General features: G+C 66.9%; 15 protein-coding genes and 1 pseudogene. 11 read left to right on the top strand and 5 right to left on the bottom strand.

Annotated features, from left to right (window positions below):
- Nucleotides 1-369: 369 nt before the first annotated feature.
- Genes ABEA07_RS13280 through ABEA07_RS13270 form a run of 3 tightly spaced genes read left to right on the top strand, consistent with a single transcriptional unit; the run spans nt 370 to nt 2,437 of the window.
- Nucleotides 370-1,146 (top strand): enoyl-CoA hydratase-related protein, encoded by a 777-nt coding sequence (locus ABEA07_RS13280; protein ID WP_345538378.1) that lies wholly within the window; start codon nt 370-372, stop codon nt 1,144-1,146.
- Between the two features lie 13 nt (nt 1,147-1,159).
- Nucleotides 1,160-1,492: a ferredoxin family protein gene (locus ABEA07_RS13275; protein WP_345538376.1), complete on the top strand. Its 333-nt coding sequence runs from the start codon at nt 1,160-1,162 to the stop codon at nt 1,490-1,492.
- Nucleotides 1,493-1,522: 30 nt separating this feature from the next.
- Nucleotides 1,523-2,437: a LysR family transcriptional regulator gene (locus tag ABEA07_RS13270; protein ID WP_345538375.1), complete on the top strand. Its 915-nt coding sequence runs from the start codon at nt 1,523-1,525 to the stop codon at nt 2,435-2,437.
- A gap of 223 nt (nt 2,438-2,660) precedes the next feature.
- Here the strand turns inward: ABEA07_RS13270 and ABEA07_RS13265 are convergent, their stop codons facing one another.
- Both ABEA07_RS13265 and ABEA07_RS13260 read right to left on the bottom strand, forming a co-directional pair.
- Nucleotides 2,661-2,852, bottom strand: a complete 192-nt coding sequence (locus ABEA07_RS13265) for a DUF3606 domain-containing protein (RefSeq protein WP_345538374.1) — start codon at nt 2,850-2,852, stop codon at nt 2,661-2,663.
- 133 nt (nt 2,853-2,985) lie between these two features.
- Complete coding sequence (locus tag ABEA07_RS13260) at nt 2,986-3,861, bottom strand: LysR family transcriptional regulator (RefSeq protein WP_345538373.1); 876 nt, start codon at nt 3,859-3,861, stop codon at nt 2,986-2,988.
- A gap of 137 nt (nt 3,862-3,998) precedes the next feature.
- On the opposite strand from ABEA07_RS13260, the gene ABEA07_RS13255 reads away from it, so the two are divergent.
- Nucleotides 3,999-4,940 (top strand): DMT family transporter, encoded by a 942-nt coding sequence (locus ABEA07_RS13255; protein WP_345538372.1) that lies wholly within the window; start codon nt 3,999-4,001, stop codon nt 4,938-4,940.
- On the opposite strand, the gene ABEA07_RS13250 is transcribed toward ABEA07_RS13255, so the two are convergent.
- Complete coding sequence (locus ABEA07_RS13250) at nt 4,931-5,167, bottom strand: hypothetical protein (protein WP_345538371.1); 237 nt, start codon at nt 5,165-5,167, stop codon at nt 4,931-4,933. The genes ABEA07_RS13255 and ABEA07_RS13250 overlap by 10 nt on opposite strands.
- Nucleotides 5,168-5,455: 288 nt before the next feature.
- On the opposite strand from ABEA07_RS13250, the gene ABEA07_RS13245 reads away from it, so the two are divergent.
- Complete coding sequence (locus ABEA07_RS13245) at nt 5,456-5,689, top strand: hypothetical protein (protein WP_345538370.1); 234 nt, start codon at nt 5,456-5,458, stop codon at nt 5,687-5,689.
- Here ABEA07_RS13245 and ABEA07_RS13240 read toward each other — a convergent pair.
- Entirely contained in the window at nt 5,634-5,939 is a 306-nt protein-coding gene (locus tag ABEA07_RS13240) for a hypothetical protein (RefSeq protein WP_345538368.1), read from the bottom strand. The genes ABEA07_RS13245 and ABEA07_RS13240 overlap by 56 nt on opposite strands.
- Nucleotides 5,940-6,137: 198 nt before the next feature.
- Here ABEA07_RS13240 and ABEA07_RS13235 point away from each other — a divergent pair, with 198 nt between their 5' ends.
- The 6 genes and pseudogenes from ABEA07_RS13235 to ABEA07_RS13210 all read left to right on the top strand — a co-directional run bounded on the left by ABEA07_RS13235 (nt 6,138) and on the right by ABEA07_RS13210 (nt 10,235).
- Nucleotides 6,138-6,329, top strand: coding sequence for a helix-turn-helix domain-containing protein (locus tag ABEA07_RS13235; protein WP_345538367.1), 192 nt, complete (start codon nt 6,138-6,140; stop codon nt 6,327-6,329).
- A gap of 108 nt (nt 6,330-6,437) precedes the next feature.
- Nucleotides 6,438-7,592, top strand: a complete 1,155-nt coding sequence (locus ABEA07_RS13230) for an ImmA/IrrE family metallo-endopeptidase (protein WP_345538366.1) — start codon at nt 6,438-6,440, stop codon at nt 7,590-7,592.
- Complete coding sequence (locus ABEA07_RS13225) at nt 7,592-8,059, top strand: PIN domain-containing protein (protein WP_345538364.1); 468 nt, start codon at nt 7,592-7,594, stop codon at nt 8,057-8,059. The genes ABEA07_RS13230 and ABEA07_RS13225 overlap by 1 nt, the downstream gene beginning before the upstream one ends.
- Nucleotides 8,060-8,348: 289 nt before the next feature.
- Nucleotides 8,349-8,577 (top strand): annotated as a pseudogene (locus ABEA07_RS13220) (Rid family hydrolase); the annotation flags it as partial.
- A 164-nt stretch (nt 8,578-8,741) separates the two neighbouring features.
- Nucleotides 8,742-9,770 carry a serine hydrolase domain-containing protein gene (locus tag ABEA07_RS13215; RefSeq protein ID WP_345538363.1) on the top strand — a complete coding sequence of 343 codons (1,029 nt, stop codon included), beginning with the start codon at nt 8,742-8,744 and terminating at the stop codon, nt 9,768-9,770.
- A 6-nt stretch (nt 9,771-9,776) separates the two neighbouring features.
- Nucleotides 9,777-10,235 carry a GNAT family N-acetyltransferase gene (locus tag ABEA07_RS13210; RefSeq protein WP_345538362.1) on the top strand — a complete coding sequence of 153 codons (459 nt, stop codon included), beginning with the start codon at nt 9,777-9,779 and terminating at the stop codon, nt 10,233-10,235.
- A gap of 46 nt (nt 10,236-10,281) precedes the next feature.
- On the opposite strand, the gene ABEA07_RS13205 is transcribed toward ABEA07_RS13210, so the two are convergent.
- Nucleotides 10,282-11,280 (bottom strand): alpha/beta fold hydrolase, encoded by a 999-nt coding sequence (locus ABEA07_RS13205; RefSeq protein WP_345538360.1) that lies wholly within the window; start codon nt 11,278-11,280, stop codon nt 10,282-10,284.
- Nucleotides 11,281-11,315 lie beyond the last annotated feature (35 nt).

Below are 11,315 nucleotides of genomic sequence, written 5' to 3'. Positions count from 1 at the left end.
CCCGCACGCCTGCCGAAGGACAGGCGTGCTTCGTGATCTGACTCGCCGCAGCTGTTTGAGCGTAGCGCCCGAAGGGCGCGTAGCGAGTTCTGCGGCGGGGGCGGTTGCGCGAGCACCGCAGGTTGCCCGTAGCGAAGCGGAGGGACGCGCACAGTGGGGTCGCCTTTCTTTGGTTACTTTCTTTGGCGAGACAAAGAAAGTAACTCGCCCGCCGGGGCGAATTCCCGGCTCCTGCGCCACCCAACCAGCAAGGCCAAAACAAAGGCCCAAGAGCCAAACTCAAGGCTCCTGCGCCACCCAACCAGCAAGGCAAACACAAGAGACCCGTACCACCAAGCAGGGCGCAGCGCCAAACGCGGAGGTTGTGAAATGACTGTCCAGTACCACATCGACGACCACGTCGCGACCGTCATCATCGACCGCCCCGAAGTGCTCAACGCGGTCGACATGCCGACCGAGGCCGAGCTGCTGCGCATCTGGGACGACATCGAGCAGCGCGACGACGTGCGCGTGGTGGTGCTCGGCGCCACCGGCGAGCGCGCTTTCTGTGCCGGCGCGGACCTGAAGAACACCTCCTCGCTCAAGGGCGTGGAGTACTGGGGCGCCTCGCGCCCCGGCGGCTTCGGCGGCATCGCGCTGCGCGACACGCTGGACGTGCCGGTGATCGCCCGCGTCAACGGCCTGGCGCTCGGCGGCGGGCTTGAGATGGTGCTGGGCTGCGACATCGCCGTGGCCTGCGAAGAGGCCAGCTTCGGGCTGCCCGAGCCGCTGGTGGGCCGCCTGCCGCTGGACGGCGGCATGGTGCTGCTGCAGCGCCAGATCGGCTTCCGCCACGCGATGGGGATGATGCTCACCGGCCAGCGCATCTCCGCCGCGCGCGCGGTCGAGATCGGCCTGATCAACGAGGCGGTGCCGCGCGCCGAGCTCGACACCACTGTCAACCGCTGGGTCCAGCAGATGCTGGCCTGCGCCCCGCTGTCGCTCAAGGCGATCAAGCAGGTGGTACGGCGCACCGGCCAGCTGACGCCGCAGCAGGCCCACGGCCAGCGCCTGCCCGCCCTGATGGCCGCGCTGCGGTCGGAAGACGCCGACGAAGGCGTGCGCGCCTTCCAGCAGAAGCGCAAGCCCCAGTGGCAGGGGCGCTGAGGAGAAGCTCGCCATGGCCCACGTGATCACCGGCGGCTGCGTCGACATCAAGGACGGCGCCTGCGTGAAATGCTGCCCCGTCGACTGCATCTACGAGGGCGTCCGCACTCTGTACATTCACCCGGATGAATGCATCGACTGCGGCATCTGCGTGTCGGCCTGCCCGACACAGGCCATCTACGAGGAATCCCGCCTGCCTGCGCAGCAGGTCCACTGGATCGCCATCAACCGCGAGTTCTTCGCGCCCGAGGTCAGCGGCCTGGGCGCGCCCGGCGGCGCCGATGGCCGGCGCGTCGCCTGCGACCATCCTGCCGTCGTCGCCATGGAGGCCGCGCCGGCCGGTTGATGCAGACTCCGTCTTCGGGAGAGCCATGTCATGCATGCCAGCATCCTGAAGTACTTCATCGAGGTGGCGAGCTGCGGCTCGGTGCGCAAGGCGTCCGAGCGTTTGTACGTCGCGGCCAGCGCGATCAACCGGCAGATCCACAAGCTGGAGGACGAGCTCGGCGTCGAACTCTTCGACCGCCTGCCCAACGGCCTGCGCCTCAACCCGGCCGGCGAGCGCCTGCTCAAGCACGCGCAGGAGACGCTGCATCAGTTCCAGGTCATGCGCACCGAACTCGATGCGCTGCGCGGGGAGCGCACCGGCCACGTGAAGGTGGCGGCCATGGATTCCTTCTTCGAGGAGCTGCTGCCCTCCGCGGTCGAGGAGTTCCTGCAGATCTTCCCCGCCGTCACCTACACCATCACCTCGACGCAGCCCATGGAGGTGCCGCAGCTGGTGATGTCCGGCCAGGCCGACGTGGGACTGTGCTTCGTGAGCCGCCTGCCCGGCGGCGTCAAGGCGGTGAGCCTGGCGGACCTGCCGATCGGCATCGTGATGCCGCCCGGCCATCCGCTGGCCAAGCATGACAAGGTGGCGCTGAAGGACTGTGCGCCCTATCCCTTCCTGCGCTCCAGCTCGCACCCGGTCATCAGCGCCTCGCTGTCGGCCGAGTTCGCCGCCTTCTGGGATGACATGGAGCCGGCCGCGACCTGCAACTCCACGCCGCTGCTCAAGCGCCTGATCATGGGCGGCAAGGGAATTTCCTGCTTCTCCAAGATCGCCTTCATCGACGAGCTGCGGCGCGGCGAACTGCTGTGGCGGCCCTTCGCGCTGCCGGCGCTGGATCATCTGCAGGTGGGGATCGTCGTGCCGACACAGCGGGCGCTGCCGCACGTGACGCAGAACTTCGTGGGGCGGATGGCGCGGCGGCTGACACAGTTGGAGATGGCGGCGGCGGCGCTGTGAGCGAACTGGCGGGATCGGCGGCACGCATCAGCGCCCTCGGCTGACAGCCGCCGCACCGGCGCGGCCACAAGAATGCGCTGTCGGGCCCTCGGCCCCTCACCCTCATCAGGAGACGCGCATGAAGCTGCGAACCCTCTGCGTCACGATCGCATCCCTCGCCCTGGCGGCACTTGCCGGCTGCGATCCCAAGCCGCAGCCGCCCAAGGCCCAAGCACAAGTGGGCTCAGCAACCCAGGTGGTCGCGCACGTCCTGTACGGAGCTGCCGACCTCGGCCACGGCCAGGCGGAGTTCGGTTTCGGTGACGCCCAGCGCCTCCATCCAACTTTCCACGTCGCGTTGATCGGTCACGTCGATGCTGCGCGCCACCGCCGGGTCGGCGACCGTGGGGATGAACAGGCGGGCGGGCGAGATCATGGCGGTTTCGTTCTGCATAGCTAACCTAACAGGTCCGGATGGGTGGATGACCGAGCCTGCCCTTCGCCCGCAGCCTGCCACGTAGGACAAACCTGCGTCGTCCTACCCGCCGCAGGCGGACGCCGGCGGGGGCTCAGGCCCAGGCCTCCATCACAGCCGCGCGCACCGCATCGACCTCGGGCGACCGCCGGCCCTCCGGCTCCAGCCAGCACAGCCAGGTGTGGGATCGCCAGCCCGGCCAGATCCTGAGCTCGCCGTTGCGCTCCGCCTGCAGCGCCTGGTCGTGCCGCAGCACGCCCGGGCCCATGCCGCTGGCGACCATGCTGCGGATCGTGCCTTCGCTGTCGGCGGTGCGGGCCGGTCGATATTCGCGGCCCGCGCTGGCGAACAGGCTGTCGAGGTGCTTGCGCATCACGCAGGACTGGGGCGTGCCGACCCAGCTCTGGCTGGTCAGCACGTCCAGCGTCAGCGAGGTGTGGGCTTCGGCCAGTGTCGGCGGCAGCGCCACCACCAGATCCACCACGCCCAGTCGCTGTACCGACAAGCCCTCGACGCTTTCCGCATCGCCCAGTGAATAGGCGCAGTCCAATTCGCCACGCTGCACCGCCTGCAGGGTCTGATGCGACAGGCCCTGCTGGAGCTGCAGCGACACCTGCGGATGACGCTCGGCCAGCTTCACCAGCACCTCTCCCAGGCGCAGCGACACGGGGTCGACCACCGTGCCGAAGCGCACCACGCCCTGGGCCTGGCCGCGGATCTGCTCGGCGGCGGACCGCATGCGCAGCGCCGAAGCCAGCGTGCGCTCGGCCTCTTCCAGCAGGGTCAGGCCGGCCTCGGTCGGCGTCATGCCGCGCGGGGTGCGCTCGAAGAGCTTCACGCCCAGTTCGTCTTCCAGCGCCTTGAGCTGGGCGCTCACCGCCGGCGCGCTGGTGTGGACGCGCTCGGCCGCCCGCGTCAGGCTGCCTTCGCGGGCGATGGCGACAAAGGTCTTGAGTTGGTACAGCTCCATGGCCGGGATTGTGGGGCGCGCGCACGCGCGCCCGCCATTCGCAAATCCCGAGACCCCCCTCCAAAGAAACGAATGGTCTTCGGTGCGGCCCGCACCCATTCTCCGGGACATCGATGACTCGTCTCCGGATGCCTTCCATGCCCGTTTCGACTCCTTTGCTCGGCATCGCCGCGCTGCTCGCCGCCACCTCCGCCTGGGGCGGCATGTTCCTTGTCGGCCACAGCGTGCTGAGGCACGTCGATCCCTTCTGGCTCACGCTGATCCGTTACACCCTTTCGGCCCTGCTCTTCGCGGCGCTGCTGCTGCCGCGCGGCGCGGCGCCCTGGCGCAGGCTGCGCGCGCACGCCGGGCCCCTGGCGCTGCGCGGCGTCGCGGGCTTCGGCGTGTTCAGCGTCATGCTGCTGGTGGGGCTGGCCCATTCGGTGCCCTCGCATGGCGCGATCCTCATAGCCACCACGCCCATCACGACCCAGCTGCTGCGCTGGATGCTGGACGGCGAGCGGCCCACACGCAGCACGCTGCTCGCCAGCGCGCTGGCGCTGACGGGGGTGGTGATCGTCTCCGGTGTGCTCGAGTCCGCACACAGTCTGCAAGACGGCGCGCAGCGCGGCGCCTCCACCGCCTTCGGCGACGCCGTCGCCTTCGCCGGCACGCTGGGCTGGATCTGGTACACGCGCGGCGCCGCCCGCTTCGCCGGCACCCTGGACGTGGTGGAGTACAGCGCACTGACCGTGCTGGCCGCGTGGCCGCTGCTGCTGATCGGCGCGCTCGCTGCGACCGCGGTCGGCCTGGCCGCGCCACCGGACGCCCGGGAGCTGCGGCTCGCCACCTCGGGCCTGCTCTACATCGGCGTGGTGTCATCGGCCATCGCGGTGCTGGCCTACAACTATGGCGTGCGCAGCATGGGCGCGGTGTCGGCCACGGCCTTTCTGAACTTCGTGCCGGTGTCGGCGCTGCTGCTGAGCCTGGCGCTGGGGCGCCTTCCCACGGGACACGAGCTCGCGGGCCTGGCGCTGGTGGTCGGCGGCCTGCTGCTGCACACGGCCGGCGCACGCGGCGCCGCAGTGATTCAGGAGTAGTAGGTGACGCGTCGCCGGTGATAGGAGGTGGCGGCGAGGCGGCTCATCAGGTCCAGGTCGCAGGCTTCTTCCGCATCGCGAAGGCTGCGCGCGGCCCGCCGCATCACGTACAGCTCGAAGAGCGCGTCGACCGCGTCCTTCCAGCCTTGCGTCTCGGGGTCGGGCTGAAGCGGGACGACGATGCCGTTGCGACGAAGAATGCCGGCCTTGGTGGTCGTGTCGAGCATGTGATCTGCCTTTTCGGGTTCGGTGGCTCCGCGGTCGGACACGGTGGCCTGCGGGCAATCTAGCAACCGGTCAGGCCTCCGGCATCGCCCACTTGGCGTATGCACGTGTCAGACAAACGGAGGGGTGATACCCCGTGTGGTCAAGCTGTGAAATTCTTCGTGTTCGCAGTGCTATTCTGAAAACCAAAGCACTCACAATCAGCAAGAATCGGTCATCCAGCGCGTTGCGCCGCCGGCCAGCCGCTGTGATGCGACAGCTTCCGACTTTCAATTAGCGTGCCAACTGTTATGCGAACTGACCACGAATACCGCGAGCTGCTCGAGAAATGCAAGGGCGCCCGCGATGAAGGGCCGGACACCCTCTCCGCCGGAGAGCGCGTGGTCGCGGCCCTGGTGCTCAACCGGCCCGAGTGGTTGACCGAGATGGGCTACACCATGGCCGAGGCCGTGGACCGGATCGGGTTGATCAAGTGCTCGATGCTGCTGGAAGTGCAGCGGGATCTCGGGGCGCAGGGCTGTTGACGGGTGGGGCTGCCATTCGGCGGCCTTTGCCTTTTGCCTCCTTTTCCTTCGCTGCCTCCAGCGCGAGCTTGCCTTGCGGGGTGATCTCGGTGACGACGACGCCGACCTGCAAGGAGGGGATGGCTTGCATGGCGCCGATGACGTGCCCGGCCCGGAACAGGGTGCGGAAGGCTTTGATGTCTGCGTCGCTGGTCAGGATGACGGGGAAGCGGTGGGCATTGGCGATGCGGTGAAGAAGGGCGATCGACATGGCAGGAGCTGAGTCACGATGGAAGGTCGCCTGTATCGACAACCCGGTGACAAACACCTCATGCCGTCGCCAAGCCTCGAACTGAGATCGAAGATTGTGACTTAAACGCGGCTGACTTAAAAGCGGCACGAAGCGAGACTGCCTCCAGTGTCTCGCTCAACCAACTCCGCCCCGCCACCTGCACCTTCGGCCAGGGAAGTGCTTGCCGCCAACCTGATTCGGTTGCGGGCGGAAAAGGGCTGGTCGCAAGAGACGCTGGCGCTCGAGGCCGGGCTGCATCGGACCTTTGTTGCTCACGTGGAACGGCAGGCTCGGAATATCTCGCTGGACAACCTCGAGCGCTTGGCGGTTGCTCTTGATGTCGTGCCCTACAAGCTACTGAAGCCATGACTCCACCCCGATCGATGCATCTGGCACCATGCGATCAGCGCCCAAATCGGCAAGGGTATATTCAGAAGCGCAACGTGGAGTATTCAAGAATCAGGGAAGGTTGCTGACATGGCAGAGATCAAGGAAGGCTTGCCGATCACGCCCGCTGTAGTTCGATGGGCACGTGAGCGAGCCGGCTATTCGGTGGAAGACGCCGCCCGTCACTTCAAAAAGATTGCCGCCTGGGAAGCTGGGGAGGCATTGCCGACCTATGTCCAGGTCGAGGACATGGCTGATCGCTTCAAGGTCCCGGTTGCAGTCTTCTTTTTTCCCCGCCCCCCGGAAGTGCCGTCGATCGAGCAATCGTTCCGCACGCTTACAGAGGCAGACTTCGCAGCGATCCCTCGCTCGGTTCGATTTTTCCTGCGTCGTGGTCAAGCCATGCAGATCAACCTCGCCGAGCTGAACGACTCGAAGAACCCGGCGGGCCGCGTGATTTCACGCGATCTCAGCCCCTCGCCAAACACGTCACTTGACACAATCGCTGCTCAGGTGCGTGACTACCTAGGCGTGAGCATCGACGAGCAAGCGAGTTGGAAGAGCGTCGACGAGGCGCTGGAGAAATGGCGCGAGGCGTTCGCCACGAGGGCGGGCGTGTACGTCTTCAAGGAAGCTTTTAGCGCGCCCAGCTACTTTGGGTTCTGCCTCTACGACGACGAGTTCCCTGTCATTTACATCAACAATAGCTCGGCGAAGTCGCGGCAGATTTTTACGCTCTTCCACGAGTTGGGTCACTTGCTATTCCATACGAGTGGCATCGACATCCTTGACGACCATTTGATCGATCATCTCGGCGGTGCAGCGCGGAAGATTGAAGTCATCTGCAACGGCCTTGCGGCACGCGTTCTGGTCCCCGATGATCTGCTCGACAGAATGCTCAAAGGTGTCAGGATCGGTCGACAGCTTGCAACGCAACTCGCGGCCTATTTCAGTGTTAGCCGCGAAGTCATTTATCGGAAGTTTCTTGACCGCGGCCTGATCGACGCCGAAGAGTACAGCGCGGCCGCGCAAGATTGGGCCGCGCAGATGAATGCCAAGGGTACCGAGTCCTCAGGCAACTACTACAACAGTCAGCATGCCTATCTGGGCCAGCGCTACATCGACTTGGCATTCACCAGGTACTACCAGCACCGCTTTGACCGTGGTCAGCTCGCCGAGTACCTGAATCTCAAACCAAAGAACTTGCCGACCTTCGCAGAAAAATTCGCGGGGGGAGGCCTTTGATGTACGTACTGGACACGAACGTCATCATAAGTCTCCACAAAAACTACTACCGCAGGCGCTTTGTTTCTCTGTGGAAGGCGTTCGACCAGCTCGTCGCGGACGGCAAGATCACCTCAACGCGCGAGGCCTATCACGAACTGCACGACGGCGTTCCGGGCGCCGACACGGAATGGGCAAAGGCCAATAAAAAACTCTTCGCGATACCCGACGCGAAGGAGGGCACTTTTGTCGGCAAGATCTATTCGGTCGCCCACTTCCAAGCCAACATCGAGAAGCAAAAACTCTTCAAGGGCGGCCGCAACGCCGACGCGTTCATCGTGGCACGTGCCCATTCCGTCGGTGGGACGGTCGTGACAATGGAGCGGTTGAAACCCAACGCAGTCAAGGTTCCCAACATCTGCGAGCACTTCAAGATTCCCTACCTCGACCTCGAAGGCTTTATGGAGAATGAGGGTTGGCAGTTTTGAGTTGCATCAGCACTGAGTCCGATCAACGTCCCCAGCGGGCTCGCTCGTCAAGCGCTGATGCGCGAACGGCACCGCTCGCGCGCCAGCGCCGCGCATGAACGGGGGCCCATTGTTTGGCCGACTCAACCAGTGATGGTGCGAACTGCCGGTCCTTCCACGACCGGGAAGCTCGTAGAGTGACTGCTCCATCCGGAACGGCCTTCGAGCATTCAAGGCCCCTCCTCATGACCGCCCGCGACGTCGTCATCCCGCCCGGACGCCACGCCCTCTACGAGCTGCACCCATCCCCGCCATCCTCGCCGAGGCGGGCCGGACCTTCGACGACGTCATCGACGTCACGGTGTTCATGGTGAATCCAGAAGCCCACTTCGAACGCGCCTGGGCGAGTGGCCGCCGAGCACTGGGGCACGGCGCCGTACCCGACCGCGACCGCGGTCGGCGTGACCTGGCTGTCGGGCTTTCAGTTCGAGATCAAGGTGATCGCGAAGCTGCCGGAGGCCGAAGGGGCCGCCGGCTGATGCGCACGAAAACAGTCGCACGGTCGTCACACTCGCACCAGGCGCGAGCCTGGCCCCGGACGGCTGAAGATGGCGACCCGGATTGACTTCGGCAGCCAGCGATCGACACTCGCAGCCATGGCCCGAACATTCGCCCGCCCGCTCGCCGTGTTTCAGCCAGCGCCATGACATCGCGATCGACCACCATCCTGCTGCGAATCTTCGCCCTGTGCCTCGGCCTGTTGCTCGGCGCCTCCGCGGCCGCGCAAGGCATGCCGCCCTGGCATGCATCGACGCCGGAAGAGCAGCGCCTCGATACGGCCGCTTTCGAGGGCCTGGACAAGCTGATCGGGGAGGACCTCGGCGATGTCCAGAGCGCGGTGGTCGTCCTCCAGGGCCGCACGGTGTATGCGTATTACCGCGACGGCAAGCCGGACGCGCTGCGCGACACCCAGTCGGTCACCAAGAGCGCGCTGGCCCTGCTGGTCGGCACGGCGCTGCAGCGCGGGCAGCTGACATCCCTGGACCAGCCGGTGCTCGAGCTCATGCCCGAATGGCGGCCGCTCAACCCGGACCCGCGTGCGCAGGCCATCACGCTGCGGCACATGCTGGCGATGACGCCGGGCTTCGAAGCCAACGACAGCAGCGGCACCGCCGCGCCGAAGACGCCGGCTGCGGCATGGGCCCGGCCCCTGCGCGCGGAGCCGGGCCGGCGCTTTGCCTACGACAACAGCGTGCCTGCCATGGTCTCGGCCGTCCTCGAACGCGCGACCGGGCGGCCGGTGACCGACATCGCGCGCGAGCAACTCGTCGCGCCATTGAGCATGCGCGAGCCTGCCTACGTGCGCGGCCTGGCGCACCTGAGGACGGTGGACATGGCCAAGCTGGGCCATCTCCTGCTGCAGGATGGCCGCTGGGCCGGCCAGCGACTGCTCCCGGCCGGTTTCGCGGCGCAGGTCGTCCAGCCGCAGAGCGCGGGCGGGCCACCGGTCGGCCTTCCTTATGGCCTGTTCTGGTGGGCCGCATCGGACAAGACCTATTTCGCCAGCGGCTATGCAGGCCAGCTGGTCTGGGTCCACGCGCCGATGGGTCTGGTGGTCGCCGTGACATCCACGGTGTCCCCCGAGGGCCAACAGCGCGGGCAGGCGCTGGGACTCGCGCGAGGGCACATCTTCCGGGCCGCCCAGAAGCGGTTGTCCACTAGCAGGAGTTGACACGAGATGACGGACGCTTCGATCACGGTCCGCAAAGCGCACGAGGACGATGCGCGCGCGGCGGCGGCCTGCGTCGCCACGGCGTTCGAGCCCTATGTGGCGCGCATCGGCAAGCCGCCCGCGCCGATGCTCCTGGACTATGCGGCACTCGCCGCCGAGGGAAAAGTCTGGGTCGCGGAACGGAGTGGGCAGGTGGTCGGTGTGCTGGTTCAGTACGAGACACCGGACGGCTTCTACATCGACACCGTCGCGTCCTCCCCTGACGCACGTGGCAGCGGGGTGGGCCGGGCACTGTTGGAGTTCGCGGAACAGGCGGCGCGCGGGCGTGGCTTCGACTCGCTCTACCTCTGCACCAATTCCAGGATGACGGAGAACCAGGTGTTCTACCCCCGGATCGGCTACGTCGAGTACGACCGCCGGTCCCAGGGCGGCTACGACCGCGTGTTCTATCGCAAGCGCGTCTGAGCGGCCGCCATCGCGGCTCCCCCAAGCCCCGGCTCCCGCGCCGACGTCAGTGGTCGTCGTCCTTGCCGCCCTTGCCCCGGCCGTTCAGGAACTCGAAGGCGGCCTGCCAGGTCTGCGGTGAATTCAGAATGCCCAGGTGGCCGCTGCCCAGGATCGGGTCGTAGGCGCCCTGCCCGGTGAGCACGATCTCGCGCGCGCCGCGCAGGCTCGCGCTCCGGGAGAAGTCCGTCGGCTGGCCGAAGGAATCCACCGCGGGCACCGGCGCGACCACGCCGTCGACCACCGGGAAGTAGACGAAGCTCGCGTCACCGTTGCGGATCACCAGCACGCGGGTCGGCCCTTCGGTCTCGTTCTGCCCATGGCGGCCGTTGAGCAGGCGCAGGAAGGGCGTGTTCGGCGAGCCCAGTTCCTGGCACACCTCGCTCGCGGGCGTGAAGCCGCCCGCGGCCGGGGCCTGGTAGTAGTTCGCCGGGTCGGGCGAGCAGTTGATGATGCCGTGGTTGGGCCCGTCGATCGCGACGAAGCGGCGCACGAGGTCGCGCACCTCGTCCTGCCGCATCCACTCGCGCGCGAGCGTCACGCCGAGGCTGTGGCCGACGATGTCCACCCGCTTCGCGCCGGTGAAGTCCAGCACCGCGCGGATGAAGCGGCGCAGGTCGGGCACGTTGGCGGCGTTGGTGTGGGCGATGCTCGAGCGCCGGGTCTGGTCACCGGCCAGGTCGCACTGGTCGCCCTGGTAGCCGATGCCCCACAGCTCGCTGGTGTCGTAGCCGTTGTCGGCGAAGTACTGGGCCATCGCCTGCACGCGCCCATAGCGGTTGCAGGCGGTGGCGAACGGCGTGTCGTTGTTGCCGTGGATGAAGACGACCGGCGTTCGCCTCACCTCCCCGGCGGCACCGAAGCCGATGAGCGGCCGGGCCAGCGATGTGTCTTCGATCGACGGGAAGCCCGGCGGCAGGGAGGTGCCGACGGTGCCCGCGGCCTGCACGGCGGCGGCGGTCACGAAGGCGGCGAGCGCGGCGGCTTGGCGAATCCACGATGTCATCGGGGGGCTCCTTCCTCGGGCGAGCGCGATGATGC

This window comes from Variovorax defluvii (genome assembly GCF_039541515.1).
Lineage (GTDB): Bacteria > Pseudomonadota > Gammaproteobacteria > Burkholderiales > Burkholderiaceae_C > Variovorax > Variovorax defluvii.
The sequence above is the reverse complement of the archived record's forward strand: the minus strand, read 5'-3'. Positions and strand labels throughout refer to the sequence as shown.